At 71.8% G+C, this 17,028-nt stretch carries 13 protein-coding genes; 6 read left to right on the top strand and 7 right to left on the bottom strand.

Annotated features, from left to right (window positions below; translation table 11 throughout):
- Positions 1 to 3: 3 nt before the first annotated feature.
- Positions 4 to 534: a hypothetical protein gene (locus ABZ855_RS05435; protein ID WP_360801305.1), complete on the top strand. Its 531-nt coding sequence runs from the start codon at positions 4 to 6 to the stop codon at positions 532 to 534.
- A 94-nt stretch (positions 535 to 628) separates the two neighbouring features.
- The gene (locus tag ABZ855_RS05430) at positions 629 to 1,204 is read left to right on the top strand and encodes a hypothetical protein (RefSeq protein WP_360801859.1); all 576 of its coding nucleotides are present in this window, start codon (positions 629 to 631) and stop codon (positions 1,202 to 1,204) included.
- Between the two features lie 43 nt (positions 1,205 to 1,247).
- Here ABZ855_RS05430 and ABZ855_RS05425 read toward each other — a convergent pair whose 3' ends face one another.
- The 7 genes from ABZ855_RS05425 to ABZ855_RS05395 form a co-directional block, all read right to left on the bottom strand.
- The gene (locus ABZ855_RS05425; protein WP_360801302.1) at positions 1,248 to 3,947 is read right to left on the bottom strand and encodes an IPT/TIG domain-containing protein; all 2,700 of its coding nucleotides are present in this window, start codon (positions 3,945 to 3,947) and stop codon (positions 1,248 to 1,250) included.
- A gap of 134 nt (positions 3,948 to 4,081) precedes the next feature.
- Positions 4,082 to 6,721: an amino acid adenylation domain-containing protein gene (locus tag ABZ855_RS05420; protein ID WP_360801299.1), complete on the bottom strand. Its 2,640-nt coding sequence runs from the start codon at positions 6,719 to 6,721 to the stop codon at positions 4,082 to 4,084.
- Positions 6,722 to 6,791: 70 nt separating this feature from the next.
- Complete coding sequence (locus ABZ855_RS05415) at positions 6,792 to 7,616, bottom strand: SDR family oxidoreductase (protein ID WP_360801296.1); 825 nt, start codon at positions 7,614 to 7,616, stop codon at positions 6,792 to 6,794.
- A 23-nt stretch (positions 7,617 to 7,639) separates the two neighbouring features.
- The gene (locus ABZ855_RS05410) at positions 7,640 to 8,350 is read right to left on the bottom strand and encodes an alpha/beta fold hydrolase (protein ID WP_360801293.1); all 711 of its coding nucleotides are present in this window, start codon (positions 8,348 to 8,350) and stop codon (positions 7,640 to 7,642) included.
- On the bottom strand, positions 8,337 to 9,482 hold the full coding sequence (locus ABZ855_RS05405; RefSeq protein ID WP_360801290.1) for an LLM class F420-dependent oxidoreductase: 1,146 nt from the start codon (positions 9,480 to 9,482) through the stop codon (positions 8,337 to 8,339). Before ABZ855_RS05405 ends, ABZ855_RS05410 begins: the two co-directional genes overlap by 14 nt.
- 40 nt (positions 9,483 to 9,522) lie before the next feature.
- On the bottom strand, positions 9,523 to 10,419 hold the full coding sequence (locus ABZ855_RS05400; protein ID WP_360801286.1) for an ABC transporter permease: 897 nt from the start codon (positions 10,417 to 10,419) through the stop codon (positions 9,523 to 9,525).
- Complete coding sequence (locus tag ABZ855_RS05395; RefSeq protein WP_360801283.1) at positions 10,419 to 11,378, bottom strand: ATP-binding cassette domain-containing protein; 960 nt, start codon at positions 11,376 to 11,378, stop codon at positions 10,419 to 10,421. Before ABZ855_RS05395 ends, ABZ855_RS05400 begins: the two co-directional genes overlap by 1 nt.
- Before the next feature lie 130 nt (positions 11,379 to 11,508).
- On the opposite strand from ABZ855_RS05395, the gene ABZ855_RS05390 reads away from it, so the two are divergent.
- From ABZ855_RS05390 to ABZ855_RS05375, 4 genes are all read left to right on the top strand, one after another.
- Positions 11,509 to 13,275 (top strand): fatty acyl-AMP ligase, encoded by a 1,767-nt coding sequence (locus tag ABZ855_RS05390; protein WP_360801279.1) that lies wholly within the window; start codon positions 11,509 to 11,511, stop codon positions 13,273 to 13,275.
- Positions 13,272 to 14,960: an acyl-CoA dehydrogenase gene (locus tag ABZ855_RS05385; protein ID WP_360801276.1), complete on the top strand. Its 1,689-nt coding sequence runs from the start codon at positions 13,272 to 13,274 to the stop codon at positions 14,958 to 14,960. Before ABZ855_RS05390 ends, ABZ855_RS05385 begins: the two co-directional genes overlap by 4 nt.
- Positions 14,957 to 16,687 carry an acyl-CoA dehydrogenase gene (locus ABZ855_RS05380; protein ID WP_360801273.1) on the top strand — a complete coding sequence of 577 codons (1,731 nt, stop codon included), beginning with the start codon at positions 14,957 to 14,959 and terminating at the stop codon, positions 16,685 to 16,687. The genes ABZ855_RS05385 and ABZ855_RS05380 overlap by 4 nt, the downstream gene beginning before the upstream one ends.
- 82 nt (positions 16,688 to 16,769) lie before the next feature.
- Positions 16,770 to 17,027, top strand: coding sequence for an acyl carrier protein (locus tag ABZ855_RS05375; protein WP_360801270.1), 258 nt, complete (start codon positions 16,770 to 16,772; stop codon positions 17,025 to 17,027).
- Position 17,028 lies beyond the last annotated feature (1 nt).

Here is a 17,028-nt window from a genome sequence, read left to right as displayed (position 1 = left end):
GCAGTGAACAATCCGTACTCGCCAGTCGAAGAACTCAACCTGCTCAAGGCTTTCCAGGACAGGGTCGGCTACGAGAATTTCGCCCAGGGATTCGGACTGACCGAGTACGGGGAGGTCTCCGGCCTGCTCGCCTGGTCCGAGGACCCGGAATTCACCGGACGCCTGATCCCCTTCGCGCAGGCCACCGGCGGCGGTTCCTTCTACGCGCTGTGGCGTCTCGACGACAGGGAGGACCAGGCGACCCTGCCCGTGGTCGTCTTCGGGGACGAGGGCGGGGAACACGTCGTGGCCCGGAACATACGGGAGCTGTTCCAGCTCCTCGGCTTCGACGAGGAGATCAGCGTCGACCACGAAGAGGCCTACTTCTACCGCGACGAGAACGAGCCGCACACCGACGGCCACGACGAGTACGTGGCCTGGCTCGACGAGCACTTCGGGCTGCTCCCGGCAAAGGACCCCGACGCCGTCCTCGCCGCGGCGCAGGCCGAGTCGGGCGGGCGTTTCGCGGACTGGATCCGCCCCTTCCTGCCCTGACCCCACCGCTGCCGCCGAGGCTGCGCCGGCGTACAACCTTCCGGTATCGCGGGCCGTCCAACTTTCGTCGGAATCACGCACCAAGGGGGACATGATGCGAGGAATCAGAGCAGCAGGGACGGCGCTCGTGCTCGCGGGCGCCATGCTGGGGACGGCCGCGGGCACCGCGGGCGCGGCTCCGGCGGAGAGCCCGCGCGCGGCGGCGGCCTGTCCGACGGGCTGGGGCAGTGGCGCCAAGACCGGCGGTGAGGTCATGGGGGCCGACCACCTGACGGACGTCAGGACCGGACGGCACGAGTGCTACGACCGCATCGTGTTCGACGTACCCGGCGGCGGCCAGGTCGGCTACCACGTCCAGTACGTCGACCGGTTCTACGCGGACCCCTCGAACCAGTACATTCCGGTCACCGGTGGGGCGATCCTCGACATCGCGGTGGGTGCGTGGAGCTACGACCTGGAGGCCGGCGTGCCGACCTACCCGGGCAAGGTGGGCAAGCCCCTGCCCGGCGTGAACATCAGCGGGTACAGCACCTTCCGGGACGCCAAGTTCGGCGGCACCTTCGAGGGCCAGACGCAGGTCGGTCTCGGCGTCCGCGCCCGACTGCCGTTCCGCGTCCTCCAGTTGGCCGACCGGGTCGTGGTCGACGTGGCGCACAGCTGGACGAGCTAGCACCTGTGTGAGCGGCGGCTGGATCAGCCGCCGCCCGCCTGTCTCAGCTCACCACGATCGCTGTCTTCCCGTATCCGCCGTGTTCCGTCGCCACGCAGTGCCCGCGGCTCGCGCACGACACGTTGAACAGATTCATGTCGTCGCTCGACGGGAAGCCGGAGACCGTGGTGCGCGACCAGTGGGCGCCGCTGTCGCGGGTGGCGGTGACGGTCTGGGCGTCGCCGCCCAGGACGCAGTACGTGCTGGAGGCGACGCAATCGGTGTCCCACGCGATCTGTGTGAGCCCGCCGCCGTCGACCGTGCGCCAGGTCCTGCCGAAGTCGGTGCTGCGCGCGGCCTTGCCCTGAGGGCCGATGCCCGCCGCGTAGCACAGGGAACGACTGGCGCACGACACGCCGGTGATGCCGTGCCAGGTGTTCGGGAGGCTGCCGGTGGTCGTGGACGCCCAGCCGTCGGTGGTGGACACGGCGACCGGTGGCGGCTGCAGGCCGATCTCCACGTTCGGTCCCACGGCCACGCACGCCGCCGCCGTCACGCACGCCATCGCGGCGAGCGAGCCCCCGTTGAGTGTCTGATAGCTCCAGGTGCGTCCGCTGTTGTGCGAGGCGTAGACGAGCGTGCCGGAGTAGCGGGTCATCGCGGCGAGCGCGAAGCAGGTGCCGGTGGGAACGCAGGTGACCCAGTAGACCGATCCCAGTGAGGAGTAGGGCAGTGGCAGCGCGACCTGCGACCACGTCGCTCCACCGTCCGCCGTGACCGAGACCTTGCTTCCCCAGCCACCCGCGACGCAGTGTGTGCCGTCGGTGCAGGAGACGCTGAAGAACCTCTTCTGCGCGGTGATCGTCCTGCCGGTCCAGGTGTTGCCGCCGTCACCGGTGCGCAGGACGTAACCGTGGCTGGAGTCGCCGCCGACGGCGACGCAACGGGACTCGGTGGGGCAGTCCAGGCCGGAGATCCCGTATGCGGTCGACTGCCAGGTGACGTGCCAGCCCTGGCCGGTGCAGGTCCTGATACCGCCGAGGTCGAGTTCCACGGTGAAGGCCTGGAGCTTCCACTCCTTCACCCACGCGTTGAGGTAGGCGTAAAGGGTCCCCTGGAGGTACGGGGTGACGCTCAGGCACAGACGCGGTGGCCAGTCCGCCGACGCGTTGCCCTTGAGGCCGCCGCCGATCGACATGCCGACGCCGATCACGTCCAGCAGCCCGACCTGTACCTGGACACCCGCGTACGCCTTGGCCTCCAGCTCCGCGGAGACGGTCACCCTGGCTGGGTCGGAGGACTTGCCGTCGAGCCGGCGCAGCGAGCCGTCGGGGTTGGACTGGAAGCCGAGCATCCGGTAGCTGTGCTGCTGGAAGCCGACCGTGCCCTTGGCGCTCACGCTGAACGAGGCGTCCGGTGCGATCGCGATCGTGGCGCCCGTGTTGCCGAGCAGGAACAACTTGCGGTGGGTGTTCTGCCAGACGGCGGGCAGTGAGCAGGTCGCCTCGGCGGAGGCGGACAGGCTGAGGGAGAGGGTCGGCTCGTAGCTGAGCCAGACCGACACGTACGGCTTGCTGATCAGGCTGCCCGCGCGGACCTCGACATGCGACTGGACGTTCTCCAGCTTGAGGCTGAGGCTGCCCGTCACCCGCACGGACAGGCCGTCGGAGTTGCCGCACTCAAGGACGGAGGCGGACAGGGAACCGAAGTCGACGGTGCTGGTGAGGGAGCCCGCGCGCCGCAGCCCGGGACCGCGGGCCCCGGCCGCGGAGCCCTGGGGGTCCCCGAGGGGGCCCGAGTACACCGCCTGCGCGGTCGACATCACCGAGGTGAGGGACGCGGTGGACGGCCGCACCGTGAGCGTCGTCGTGCCGTCGGCGGCGGAGGTGTCCACGGCGGTGACCGTGCCGGCCAGACCCGAGGGGTGGACCTCGCGGCCCGGCCGGAGCACGAAGCCCTGCCCGGTCGCCGGTACGGGGGCCCCGGCCGCCAGGGTCACGGTCCAGGGCCGCTGACCGGATCCTCTGCCGCCCGGTTCGGCGTCGCCGCCGGTCACCGCGGTGACACTCGCGTCGCCCGCGACGGCGGTACCGGCCGCGGGGGTCAGCGTGGCGGTGCTCTGCGGCGCGGGGTTGCGGAACTGGTAGCTGTCGGCGGACGTCGCCGGCGAGATCCCTCCGGCGGTCGTCACCTTGACCCGCACGGTCCCCGCCCAGCGGGCGGGAGTGCTCACCCGCAGCGCGGTGCTGGTGGAGCGGGCGAGCACGGTCGCGCGGGTCGTGCCGAAGTCGACGCGGGTGACGTACGACAGGCTGGTGCCCTTGATCGTCACGATCTGGGCGCCCGCCACCGTACCGGAGTGCGCGGACATGCCGGTGATGCGGGGCGCGGCGACATAGTGGAAGCGCGCCGTGGACGGCCGGCTTGTACCCGAGGTCTGCTGTACGGAGATCGTCGCGCTGCCCGCCCTGTGCTTGGGCACGACCGCGGTAAGGGTCGTGGACGAGGCGACGCGCACCTTGGTGGCCTTGATGTCGCCGATCTTCACCCACGAGACGCGCGAGAAGTGGGAGCCGCGGATGGTCACCACGGTTCCGCCGCGCAGAGGTCCGGCCGTCGGTGAAACCGACGTCACGACGGGCCTCGGCGCGGCGGCCGCGGCGTCCCCGGCCGGCGCGAGCGCCGCGACCACGCACACCAGTGCGAGTACCAGTATGAAGATCGGTCTGTGTCCGCGCGGGCCTGCCGACGTACGACGCCTCATGGTTCCTCCCCAGGCCAGAGGGCGCACGGCGCTGGGCCCGAACTGGCCGGGCAACAGTAACTGTTCGGACAGATGGGGCGGAAGTGGGTTGCGGGGGCGCGGTGTTGCCAGTCCCGGCGTGTATTCCGGTGGCTTCAGCCGTCCGAGGCGGCGAGGCTGCTGACCGTGCCGCGCACGGTCGGACGGCGGTACAACTCCCGCATCCGCAGCGACGGCAGGCCCCGCGCGCGCATGACGGCCCCGATGCGGACCGCGAACAGGGAGTTGCCGCCCAGCTCGAAGAAGTCGTCGTCCAGGCCGACAGGCGTGCCGAGGACTTCGCTCCAGATCTGCCGCAGCCGCTCGGTGAGCTCCTCCTCGGCCGTGACGGGCTCGGCGCACCGGGTCGGCGCGGCGGGCGTCGGGGGTGCGGGGAGCAGGGCCGTGTCGAGTTTGCCGTTGGCCGTCAGCGGCAGCGTGTCCAGGGCGGTCACCGTGGCGGGGAGCATGTAGCCGGGGAGGATGCCCGCGGCCCGCTCGCGGACCGTCACCGGATTCGCCGGACCGCCGCCCGAGAGGACCACGTAGGCGTCGATCCTGGCGGTGGCCGCGTCGTCCGGGTTGTCGCGCCGCACCACCACAGCCGCCGCCCGGACATCCGGGTCCTCCAGCAGCACCGAGCGGATCTCGTCCAGTTCGATCCGGAAACCGCGGATCTTGACCTGGCTGTCGATGCGCCCCAGGTGTTCGAGGCGGCCGTCCGGCAGCAGGCGTCCCAGGTCGCCGCTGCGGTACATGGTGCCGCCGGTGTACGGGTCAGGGACGAAGCGCCGGGCGGTCAGCTCCTCCTGACCGAGGTAGCCGAGCGCCACCCCGGCGCCGCCGACACAGATCTCGCCCGCCACACCGGGTGGCTGCAGCCGCCCGGACGGGTCGGTCACATACAGGTGCCAGCCGGGCAGTGCCCGTCCGACGGAACGGGTGGCGGCGAGGGCCAGTCGCCGGGTGAGGGTCTGCTCGGTGACGTGGACCGTCGTCTCGGTGATGCCGAACATGTTCACCAGCCGGCAGACCGACTCGGGGTGCCGGTCGAACCAGGGCAGCAGCATGCGGGCGTCCAGTGGCTCCCCGCCGAAGACGACCATCCGGACCGAGAGCCCGGTGTGGTCGACGTCCAGCAACTGGGCGAAGGCCGACGGGGTCTGGCTGAGCACCGTGACCTTCTCGGCCACGAGCAGATCGCGGAAACGGTCGGGTTCGCGGGAGACGAAGTACGGCACGACGACCAGCCGCCCGCCGGTCAGCAGGCACCCCCAGATCTCCCACACCGAGAAGTCGAAGGCGCTGGAGTGGAACCAGGTCCACACGTCGTCCGTGCCGAAGCCGTACTCCTCGCGGGTGGCGTCGAGCAGGGCGATCACATTGCGGTGCGGCACCTCGACGCCCTTGGGGCGGCCGGTGGAGCCGGACGTGTAGATGACGTAGGCGGCGGCGTCGGGCGTGACGGCCGCCGGCGGGACCGGGGCGTTTGCGAACTGCTGTGCGGCGTCCAGCAGTTCGTCCGGAGTGGCAGGCGCACAGCCGTCGACGTCCGGGAAGTCCGGCAGCCGGGTGACCACCACCCGCAGCCCCGCGTCCCGTGCCGTGTGGGCGACGCGGTCCGCCGGGTAGGCCGGGTCGACGGGTACGTAGGTCGCGCCTGCCTTCAGCACGGCGAGCAGGGTGACGACGAGTTCGGCGCCGCGTTCCAGGCAGACGCCCACGCGGTCGCCGGCCCTGACGCCGCGCTCGCGCAGGCCGTGGGCCGACCGGGTCGACCGCTCGTCCAGCTCCCCGTAGGTGAGACCGGCCGCGCCCTCGGTCACGGCGATGCGCCGCGGTGCCGCCCCCGCGACGCGCGCGAACGCCTCGGGCACGGTCAGCGGGGTGGTGACCAGCGGGCGGGACGGGCGGCCGAGTGCCGCCACCCGGTCGCGTTCGGCTTCGTCGAGCAGCTCGACGTCGTCGACCGCGATGCCGGGCTCGGTGAGGATCATCCGGTGTACGCGTATGAGGTACCGCGCGAACTGTGCGGCGATCTCGGCGGATACCTGGCCGCTGAGGTGGTCGCAGCGCAGCCGCAGGCCCTCGGCGTCCTTGAGGACCGACAGGGTGAGCGGGAACGGCGGTGCCAGGCAGGGCACGTACGCGCCGGGGAGTTCCGCCCCGTCGAAGAGCAGGCCGGCGAGCACGGGGCCGTCCGCGGGGGTGGGCCTCAGCTCACCGAGCGTGGCGGCCTCCGGCACGGTGAAGGTGCCGTGGTCGGTGCCGATGACCGGGGTGGTCTCGGGGTCGTGCCGACGCAGGGTCACGGCGAGGGCGGCGAGCCAGCTCGCCTCGTCGCCGGCGTCGTCGAGGGCGAACAGGTGCGGGAGGGCGGGGCCTTCGCCGGCCAGGCCCCAGGCGGGCGCAGGCGTGGACACGGAGGGCGGGGGTGCCGTGGTGGCGGAACGGCCCCCTTCCGGCTGGACGGACTCGCCGAGTGCCAGCCGTGCGAGAGCCGCGCGGTCCCACTGGTCCCGCGCGGCCACCAGGACCAGCTCGCAGGTGCCGTCCGTGTAGCGCAGCAGAACCCTGCGCAGTCCCTCGGCCGGGCGGGCGAGTTCGCCCGCCCGGCGGCGCTCGGCGAGCGGGTGCGTCGCCGGTACGGGTACGTCCTCGATCCACAGCCCCGGAGGGGCCGTCGGATACGACGAGTGGTCCAGGCGGACGCTGACCGCGTGGCAGCGTGCCGCGAGGTGGAGAGGGCCTGACACGGTCGTACTCCTTGTTGGCAGGGGGAGTTGGGGGAGTCGGGGGAGTCGGGGGAGAGGGCGGGGCGTGGGCTCAGCGGATGCTGAATCCGCCGTCGACGGTCAGGACGGAGCCGGTGATCTGACGGGACTCGTCGGAGGCGAGGAAGACGATCGCGGCGGCGACGTCCTCGGGTTCGATCAGCGCGTTCATGGGCTGTGCCTCGACGAAGGTCTTCTCGTGCTCGTGGACGGGGACGTCGAGTGCTCGGGCGATCTCGGCGAGCATGCGGCCCTCGGCCTCGGGGTCGTCGCGTACCGAGCCGGGGCAGACCGCGTTGACGCGTACCTTCGTGGGCGCGTAGTCGAGGGCGGCGGCTTTGGTGAGGCCGATGACGGCGTGTTTGGCGGCGACGTATCCGGCGAAGTGGCGGTAGCCGACGAGTCCCGCGGTGGAGGCGACGTTGACGATGCTGCCGGCGCGTCGGGTGCTCATCGCCTTGCCGACCTCGCGGATGACGCGCCAGGCGCCGGAGAGGTCCACGTCGATCATCAGGGACCACTCGTCCTCGTCGATCTCGTGGACGGGTTTGCCGGAGGGCGCGGCGATGCCGGCGTTGTTGACGGCGACGTCGATGTGGCCGAACCGGTCGGTTGCGCGGGTGACCGCTTCCCGGACGGCGCGCGGGTCGCGGATGTCGGCCTCGGCGGTGAGGACGGCGGCGCCCGCCTCCCGGCACAGGTCGGCGGTGTGGGCCAACTGGCCGGGTGTGCCCAGGGGGTAGGGCACGCCGGGCAGGTCGGCGCAGATGTCGAGCAGGGTGAGGTCGGCGCCCTCGGCGGCGCAGGCGAGCGCGGTGGCCCTGCCGAGTCCTCGGGCTGCGCCGGTGACGAGGACCGACTTGCCGTGCAGACGCATGGGGAACTCCTGGGGAGCGAGGGTCACAGGACGGTCGAGACGATCAACCGCACCAGTGCGGGCGCGGCGTCGGTGAGATACATGTGACCGCCGGGGACCTCGATGTGCTCGAAGTCGCGGCCCGCCACCTTGCTCCAGGACTCCGCGTCGTCGTAGCCGACGAGGTCGTCGTCCTCGCCCCGGACCACCGTCAGGGGCGCGTTCAGGGGAACGTCGGTGGAGGGGACGTAGCCCTCGTGCATCTCGACGTCCGCGCGCAGGGCGGGCAGGATCATCTCGCGCATCTCCGGGTCGTCCAGCGCGGGATGGTGGTAGCCGGCGAACTCGCCGACCCGGGCGAGGAAGTCGTCGTCGGTGAGGCCGGTGGCGTGCCGCTCGCGGCCCCGGGCCGGTTCCGGTGACCCGCTGACGAACAGGTGGACGAGTTCGATGCCGGGCTCGCCGGTCAGCCGGTGGGCGAGTTCGTAGGCGAGCACCGCGCCGAGACTGTGTCCGAAGAGGGCCAGCCTGCCGCCGCTGTCGCCGAGCCGCTCCCGCAGTTCGGCGGTGAGACCGTCGACGGCCTGGTGCACATCCCGGTACGGCTCCTCGTCGATCAGCCGTTCCCGGCCCGGCAGTTGAAGCGCGACGATCTCCAGCGCGTCCCCCGCCAGTGCCGTCCAGGGACGGTAGAAGGAGGCGCCCGCCCCGGCGTACGGGAGGCAGATCAGCTTGGTCGTGTCAGGCGTGGTCATGGATGCGCATGTCTCCCTGTGAGTCGAGTGAGTCGAGTGGGCCGCGGGGCGCGGGGTCGGTCGTGAGCAGGCCGGCGAGCTGCGCCGCCTCGGCCGCGACGCGCAGTGCCTCGGCGGCGCGGTCCGGGCCGGGCAGGCCGGGGCCGACCGGCATGACGTTGAGCGTGGTGACGCCGGCCTCGGCGAACGCCGTCATCCGCTCGGCGATCCGCTCCCGCGGCCCGAGCAGCGAGGTGGCGTCGAGGAAGTCGAGCGGTACGGCGGCCATGGCGCCCGGGTAGTCACCGGCCAGGAACCTCTCCTGGACGGCATGGGCGGCGGGTCCGAAGCCCATGCGTTCGGCCAGCCGGGTGTAGTGGTTGTCGGTCCGTCCGCCCATGCCGCCGAGGTAGAGGGCCGCGTAACCCCGTACCCGGCGTGCGCAGGCCCGCCAGTCGGCGCCGGTCACCAGGGGGACTCCGGGGGCGATGTCGAATCCGTCCAGTGTGCGGCCCGACTTCGCCAGGCCCGCCCTGAGCGGCGCCAGTTGCTGCGCCGCGTGGGCGGGGGAGAAGAACACCGGCAGCCAGCCGTCGGCGATCTCTCCGGCCAGTTCCAGGTTCCTCGGCCCCAGGGCGGCGAGATAGACCGGGATCCGCTCGCGCGGTGGCCGAATGGTGAGGGCGAGTGCCTTTCCGGGGCCGTCCGGCAGCGGAAGCGTGAAGTGGCCGCCTTCGTACACCAGGGGTTCCCTGCGCAGGGCCCGGCGCACGAGGTCGACGTATTCGCGGGTACGGCCCAGGGGGGACGCGAACCTGACGCCGTGCCAGCCCTCGGAGACCTGGGGGCCGGAGACGCCGAGGCCGAGCCTGAACCGTCCGCCGGACAGGGTGTCGAGGGTGGCGGCGGTCATCGCGGTCATGGCGGGCGTGCGGGCGGGGATCTGGAGTACCGCGCTGCCGACGTCGATCCGGGAGGTGCGGGAGGCGATCCAGGAGAGCAGGGTGACGGCGTCGGATCCGTAGGCCTCCGAGACCCACACGGCCGAGTAGCCGAGGTTTTCGGCCAGGGGGGCGAGCGAGAGGCTGGAGGCGTCGTTTCCGCCGACCCAGTAGCCGAGGTTGAGGCCGAGACGCAGGGTGGGGACGGTCATTGAGGGGTTCTCCTGTGCGGCGAGGGTGCGCGGCGGGCGGTCAGCGGCTGGTGCGGGTGCGGTGACGCCAGGTCGAGAGGGTGATGAAGGCGGCGGCGACCAGTACCGAACAGCCCACGGTGTACAGCGCGGGGTGATGGGCGGGCCACGCGCGCTGCACCGGGAAGCCGGGCGGGGGAGTGTTGCCGAAGAGACGGCGCAGGGCGTTCGCCAGTGAGGTGATCGGGTTCCACGCCGCCAGGGTGGACAAGGGTCCCGGCAGCGTCGCGCCGGAGACGAACCCGGAGGAGATGAACGTCGCGGGGAACAGCCAGATGACGCCGAGACTGCCGGCCACCTGGGCGTTCGGGGTGACGAGGGCGACGAACACGCCGATCCACGACATCGCGAAGGAGAACAGCAGCACCAGCAGGACGCCGGTCGCCACCTCGACCGGCCCGGTGTGCGGGCGCCAGCCCATCGCCAGCCCGCACACGGTGGTGACGGCGACGCTCCCGAGGCAGGTGGCGAGGTCGGAGGTGGTACGGCCGAGCAGCAGCGCGACGCGGGAGATCGGCAGGGTGCGGAAGCGGTCGACCATGCCCTGGTCGAGGTCCCGGGAGAGCCCGACCGTGGTGAAGGTGGTGGTGAACGCCACGGTCTGGGCGATCAGTCCGGCCACCAGGTACGAGCGGTAGGCCGTGCCGCCGAGGCTGTTGCCGAAGACGTACCCGATGAGCAGGGCGTAGACGACCGGCTCCACCAGGCACGAGATGAGCAGTCCCGGAGTGCGTCGCAGGTGCAGCAGGTTGCGCAGCGCGAGGTCCGCGCCCTCCGCCACGACACGGAGCGCGGGGTTGCGCCGGGCACGGGTCCGGGCCGCGGCCGGCGGGAGTCCGCCGACGGTTTCCCCGCGGTGCGGAAAACCGGTCCGCCGTACGTCCGTGGGCGTGCTCATCACGCGGCCCTGTGCCGGGCGCGGCCGGTCAGGCCGAGGAACACGTCGTCCAGGGTGCTGCGACTCAGCCCGATCTCCAGCACCTGGACCCCCTCGTCCTCCAGCGCGGTGAGGGCGCGGCCCAGTGCGGCCGGGCCGTCGGAGGCGGCAGCCTCCACGCGCCGGGCACGGCGGTCGACCATCGGGGTCACGCCGGTGGCCCGTGCGGCGGCCCGCGCGGCCGCGTCGAGCTGGTGGTCCTCGGCGACACACACCACCAGCCGGTTTCCGGCCGCCGCCTTCAGCTCGTCGCTGGTGCCGTCCGCCACCACCCGGCCCGCGTCGATCACCGTGATCCGGTCGGCGAGGCGGTCCGCCTCCTCCAGATACTGGGTCGTCAGCAGGATCGTGGTGCCACCGGCGACGAGTTCACCGACCGCGTCCCAGGTGTCGAGCCTGCTCTCGGGATCGAGCCCCGTGGTCGGCTCGTCCAGGACGACCAGGGGCGGGGAGCCGACCAGGGCGGCGGCCAGATCCAGCCGCCGGCGCATACCGCCGGAGTAGGTACCCGCGGGGCGTCCCGCGACACCGGAGAGTCGGAAACGGGCCAGCAGGTCCTCCGCGTTCCGGCGGGCCGTACGGCGGCCCACACCACGCAGTTTCGCGATCAGGTAGAGGTTTTCGAAGCCGGTCAGCAGGCCGTCGACCGTCGAATACTGGCCGGCCATTCCGATGGTGGACCGGATCTTCTCCGGGTCCGCCGTCACATTCCAGCCATTCACGAGAACATGTCCGGAATCGGGCTTCAGGAGGGTGGTAAGAATCTTTACCAACGTGGTTTTCCCGGCTCCGTTCGGGCCCAAAAGTCCCAGGACTTCACCCTGTCTGACCTGCAGGTCGACGCCACATAAGGCGTGACTCTCCTTGAATTTCTTGTGTAGTCCCTGTATGGCGACGGCCGAGTCGGCTGGGGTATGCACGGATCTGTTTCTACGCCCGGCCCACCAGTGAAGTCGATACGCGAATCGTTCAAGGTTTCTTGTGCGTTCGATGGAGTTGTTTGAAGTTTGTTTGAATCATTCGGTACCGGTTCGGGGATCGTGTGTCCGTATGTTTCCTGTCGTGCGAGAATTACTCACGACGCTGAGGGAGCAGGCAGCGCGTAAACCGCAGCAGCCCGCCGTGACATTCGTTTCGGACTTCAGCGACATCAGACGTACGGTGCGCGACCGCGCACAACTCGATCTGCACTCCCGGCGCATCGCGTCCTGGCTCCAGGAGCGCCTCTCCCCCGGGGACCGGGTACTGCTCCTCTACTCCCCGGGAATCGAGTTCACCACCGCCTTCTCCGCCTGTGTCTACGCCGGCGTCGTCGCCGTGCCCGCCCCGCTGCCGGGCCGCTACCGGCACGAGCGCCGCAGGCTCGCCGCCATCGCCCGGGACGCGGGGGTGCGGGCCATCCTCACCCAGCGCGGCGACCTCCCCGACGTCGACAAGTGGGTCGCCGAGGAAGGTGTCGTCGGCGCGGTCTGCCACCCGACCGACGCCGGCGAGGGAGACCCGGACGCCTGGACGCCGCCCCGGGCGTCGCCCGAGACCCTGGCGCTGCTCCAGTACACGTCGGGATCGACCGGCGACCCCAAGGGCGTCATGGTCACCCACGGCAACCTGGTCGCCAACGTGGACCGGATGGTCCGCATGTTCGAGAACGACAGCGACACGGTGTACGGCGGCTGGATCCCGCTCTACCACGACATGGGGCTGATCGGCCTGATGCTGCCCGGCATCCTGTGCGGGAGCGGGTACGTACAGATGGACCCCATGTCCTTCCTGCGCCGCCCGTACCACTGGCTGCGGATGCTGGACGCCTGTGACGTGGCATTCACCGCCGCGCCCGACTTCGGCTACGAGCTGTGCGTACGACGCGTCACCGACGAACAGCTCGCCACGCTCGACCTGTCCCGGCTCAGGGCCGCCGACGGCTCCGAACCGGTCCGTGCCGATGTCGTCGCCGCCTTCACCGGGAGGTTCGCCGCCGCCGGACTGCGGCCCGACGCGCTCATCCCGGTGTACGGCCTGGCGGAGGGGACCCTGATGGTCTCCGGCACCAGCGGGAGGCCGCCCCTGAGGACCTCCGTCGACGCCACGGCACTGGAGAACCAGGTGCTCAGCCCGGCCGGCGACACGGAGGCGTCCCGCGTGCTGGTCGGGTGCGGGGCACCCGCCGGGTCCGACGTACTGATCGCCGACCCCGTCACCGGGGACGCCCTGCCCGAGGGCCGCGTCGGCGAGATCTGGCTCAGCGGCCCCTGCGTCACCGCCGGTTACTGGCAGAACGAGGGCGCCACCGACACCACGTTCCGGGCGTACACGAGCGACGGACGCGGACCGTTTCTGCGTACCGGCGACCTCGGCGGGACACTCGACGGCGACCTGTACATCACCGGCCGCAGCAAGGACGTCCTCGTCCTGCACGGGCGCAACCTGCATCCCGCGGACATCGAGTACGAACTGCGGTCCCAGCACGAGGAACTGGAGGGTCTGCACGGCGCCGCCTTCATGGTCGGCGGCGACGACGGCCTGGACGTCGCCCCGGCGGTCGTCGTCGTGCACGAGATACGCGCCCACTGGGGCGCCGAGCGGCTGGGCCGGATCGCCGTGGAGATGAAGCAGACCACGGCCCGGGAGTTCGGCGTACCGGTCGCGGCCGTCGCCCTGGTACGGCCCGGCGGTGTCCGGCGCACCACGAGCGGCAAGGTGCAACGCTCGGCGATGCGCGCCCTCTACCTCGCCGGCGAACTGGACACCCTGCACCTCGGCGAGGACAAGCCGCTCACCGCGGCCCTGGCCGGACACCGGCGGGTGACCGCCCGATGACCACCACGACCGAGCTGGAGACCCTGCTCGCCGCCCACGAGGACGACGTCTTCTCGCCCGACACGCTCGCCGCCCTCGACGCCCGGGACGAGTTCCCCGGCGACGCGGTCCGCGTCCTCGACGAAGCGGGACTGCCCAGCCACTACGTCCTGGCCCCGGACGGCGACGTCAGCGAGACGGTACGGCTGCTGCGCACCGTCGCCCGCCGGGATCTGACCGTGGCTGTCGCGCACGGCAAGACGTTCCTCGGCACGGCGCCGGTGTGGGTGGCCGGCACCCCTGCCCAGGTCGCCCGGCTCGCCGAACGCGTACGCAGGGGTGAAGCCGTCTGCTGGGGACTGACCGAGCGCGACCACGGCGCCGACCTGCTCGCGGGCGAGTTGGCGGCGGTGGCCGAGCCAGGGGGAGCGGCAACCGACGGCGGCTGGCGGCTCACCGGCGAGAAGTGGCTCATCAACAACGCCACCCGTGCCACTCTCGCCTGTGTCCTCGCCCGTACCGACCCGGCGGGCGGCGGACGCGGCTTCAGCCTCTTCGTCGTGGACAGGGCCGGGCTGCCCGAGGGGGCCTGGCGCGACCTGCCGAAGGTCCGCACCCACGGCATCCGAGGCGCCGACATCAGCGGCTTCACCCTGGAGGGTGCCCCGGTCGGCGCCGATGCCCTCGTCGGCGCGGAGGGCGACGGAATCGCCGTCGTCCTCAAGGCCCTCCAGCTCACCCGTATCGCCTGCACGGCGCTCTCCCTCGGCGCGGCCGACCACGCCCTACTGCTGGCCCGGGAGTTCGCGGTCGGCAGGGAACTGTACGGCCGTCGCCTCGCCGAAGTCCCGCACGTACGGCGCATCCTCGGCCGGGCCGCCGCCGCGGCGCTGACCGCGGAAGCGGTGAGCGCACTCTCCGCCCGCTCGGTCCACACCCTGCCCGGGGAACTCAGTGTGATCTCCGCGATCACCAAGGCGTACGTCCCGACGCTGACCCAGGAAACGCTCGGCTCGCTCGGTGAACTGCTGGGCGTACGCGGCTTTCTCACCTCACCGCCGGGCGTCGGCTTCGCCAAACTCGAGCGCGACCACCGCATCTGCGCCATCTTCGACGGCAGCACGGTCGTCAACCGTACCGCCCTGCTGAGCCAACTGCCGCGCCTGACACGGAAGTTGACGCGTCGCCGCACCGACAACGAGGGGCTGCGGGCTGCCGCCGACCTCACCGCGCCCCTGCCGGCGTTCGACCGGAACCGGCTGTCGTTACTGTCCCTGACGGGATGCAGCGCCGTGCAGGCTCTGCCCGAGCTGGCAGAGCGGGTACAGGAGGAGGGGCCGCCGGGGACGGGCGGGCTCATGGACCGGCTGCTCACCGAACTCGCCTCACTGGAAAGGGAGTCGGCGGATTTCCTGCCGGTGGCGGACGGACTGCCCAGCACCGCCTTCGCGCTGGCCGAGCGCTACGAACGCGCCTACGCCGCTGCCGCCGTCCTGCTGCTGTGGCGGGAGAACCCGGCTCTGCGCACCGGACGCCTCGGTGCGGACGGCCTGTGGCTGCGGGCCTGCCTGACCGTGCTGCTCGGCGAGGGCGACCACGACAAGGCGGGCGACCACGCGAACGAGAACGACGTCCTCGACGCGCTGGCCGCAGCCCTGCTCGGCACGACCGACACGCAGTTCACCCTGTGGGGAGGTACCGCATGACCACTGCCACGGGGCTCGCCCCCAAGCGCGCCGACGAACTGGAACACCTGCTCGGTGCCCTCCGCGACCCGGCCAACCCCACCGGCGCGAGTGCCGTCCTCGCCGCCGACGAGCGCGCCGAGACGCTCGCCGCCGGAGAGACACTGCTCGACTCCTACGGGCTGAACGCCGAGTTCGTACCACCGGAACTGGGCGGTCGTCTGGAGCGGGCCGACCACCTCGCCGAGGTCATGCGCGCCCTGTATCGCCGCGATCCCGCGCTCGGCCTCGGCTACGGCGCCAGCTCGCTCATCGCCGCGGTCACCCTGTGGACCGCCGGTGACGAACGGCATACCGGACACGCCGCCGGGCTGCTCCTGGACGGCCGGCGCATCGCCATCGCCTTCCACGAACTGGCGCACGGCAACGACATGGCGGGCACCGAGTTCGACGCGAACCCCGCACCGGACGGCGGCCTGCGGCTGAGCGGCCGCAAGGAGGTGGTCACCAACATCGCGCGGGCCGACGCCATGGTCGTACTCGCCCGAACCGATCCCCGGCCCGGTCCCCGCAGTCACTCCCTGGTCCTCGTCGACCGTGCGGGCGCCGACCCCGCACGTCTCACCGACCTGCCGCGCTTCACCACCGTCGGGATGCGGGGAGTCCAGCTCGGCGGCCTGTGCTTCGACGAACTGCCCGTGTCCGCCTCCGCGCTGCTCGGCCCCGTCGGCAGCGGTCTGGAGACCGCGCTGAAGGCCCTCCAGATCACCCGTACGGTCCTGCCCGCGATGACCACCGGAATCCTCGACACCGGACTGCGCATCGCCGTCGACCACCTGACACGACGCCGGCTCTACGGCGGCCCCGCGACCGCCATCCCGCACGTCCGCTCGGTGCTGGCCGGTGTCTTCGCCGACCTGCTGCGCGCCGAGGCGCTCGGCGCGGTCGGCGCCCGAGCGCTGCACCTGGCGCCCGGCGCGGCGAGCGTGTACGCCTCCGCGGTCAAGTTCGAGGTGTCCAGGCTGCTGCTGGAGGCGATGGACCGGCTCGCGGAACTCCTCGGCGCCCACTTCTATCTGCGCGAGGGGCCGACCGCGCTGTTCCAGAAGCTGCTGCGCGACCTCGCCCCCGTCGGATTCGGCCACATCGCGCGCGCCGCCTGCCAGATGAGCCTGCTCCCGCAGCTCCCGCTGCTGGCCCGCCGCACCTGGGACCGTCCCGGCACCGAGGCGCCCGGCGACCTGTTCGCCCTCGACCGGGCGCTGCCGCCCCTGCGGTACGACCGGCTGGCTCTGCACGCCGCGGGCCGCGACCCCGTCGTGGGCTCCCTCCACGCCCTCACCGACACGACCTGGGCACCCGATCACGCCGACCTGCGTACGGCGGTGCTCGCCGACCACGCGGAACTGACCGAACTGGCGGCTGTGTGCGGGCAGTTGTCGCCGGTGGACCTCGGGATCGACGCCCGGCCCGAGCACTACGACCTCGTCACCCGCTACGTCCGCCTTCTGTCCCGGACCGCCTGTGTCCAGGTCTGGCGGCACGCCGCACCGGCGGGCTTCCTGGCCGACCCCGCCTGGGTCCGCGCGGCCCTGCACCGCTCGACGCCCGGCTCGCACCGGCCGGGTCCGCTGCCCGCCCCGGTCGAGGACAGGCTCTACGCCGAACTCGCGGACCGCCATACCAGTGGCCGCTCCTTCGGACTGACGGGACGACCGCTCGCCGCGTTCGGACCGAGGGCGCTCTGACGGCCGCAGGCCGGCCTGCCCCTCTTCCTCCCATCTCCTTTTCCTGCCTTTCCTTCTTCTCTGCTCGAGAAAGAGAACCCTCATGACCTCTGGCATCCAAGACGTGCACACCTGGCTGACCGAACGCGTGGCGGCCTACCTGCGGCGTTCGCCGGAGGACATCGACACGTCCCTCCCGCTGGCCGACTACGGCCTGGACTCCCTGACGGCGCTGGCCATCACCGCCGACATCGAGGACGAGTTCGAGGTGACCGTCGACGACGCGTTGACCTGGGACCACCCCACGGTCGACGCGCTGAGCGCGGCTCTGTCCGCGCTGGTCGGCGAGAAGCGGGCCTGAC

It is taken from the genome of Streptomyces sp. NPDC047042 (assembly GCF_040644035.1).
In the GTDB taxonomy this organism is placed as follows: Bacteria; Actinomycetota; Actinomycetes; order Streptomycetales; family Streptomycetaceae; genus Streptomyces.
This window is presented reverse-complemented; position numbering and strand designations above follow the sequence as displayed.

Coding starts and splice junctions, on each gene's coding strand:
- ABZ855_RS05380 (WP_360801273.1), top strand. CDS start 14,957: ATGACCACTGCCACGGGGCTCGCCCCCAAGCGCGCCGACGAACTGGAA.
- ABZ855_RS05430 (WP_360801859.1), top strand. CDS start 629: ATGCGAGGAATCAGAGCAGCAGGGACGGCGCTCGTGCTCGCGGGCGCC.
- ABZ855_RS05410 (WP_360801293.1), bottom strand. CDS start 8,350: ATGACCACGCCTGACACGACCAAGCTGATCTGCCTCCCGTACGCCGGG.
- ABZ855_RS05425 (WP_360801302.1), bottom strand. CDS start 3,947: ATGAGGCGTCGTACGTCGGCAGGCCCGCGCGGACACAGACCGATCTTC.
- ABZ855_RS05390 (WP_360801279.1), top strand. CDS start 11,509: ATGTTTCCTGTCGTGCGAGAATTACTCACGACGCTGAGGGAGCAGGCA.
- ABZ855_RS05405 (WP_360801290.1), bottom strand. CDS start 9,482: ATGACCGTCCCCACCCTGCGTCTCGGCCTCAACCTCGGCTACTGGGTC.
- ABZ855_RS05400 (WP_360801286.1), bottom strand. CDS start 10,419: ATGAGCACGCCCACGGACGTACGGCGGACCGGTTTTCCGCACCGCGGG.
- ABZ855_RS05375 (WP_360801270.1), top strand. CDS start 16,770: ATGACCTCTGGCATCCAAGACGTGCACACCTGGCTGACCGAACGCGTG.
- ABZ855_RS05415 (WP_360801296.1), bottom strand. CDS start 7,616: ATGCGTCTGCACGGCAAGTCGGTCCTCGTCACCGGCGCAGCCCGAGGA.
- ABZ855_RS05385 (WP_360801276.1), top strand. CDS start 13,272: ATGACCACCACGACCGAGCTGGAGACCCTGCTCGCCGCCCACGAGGAC.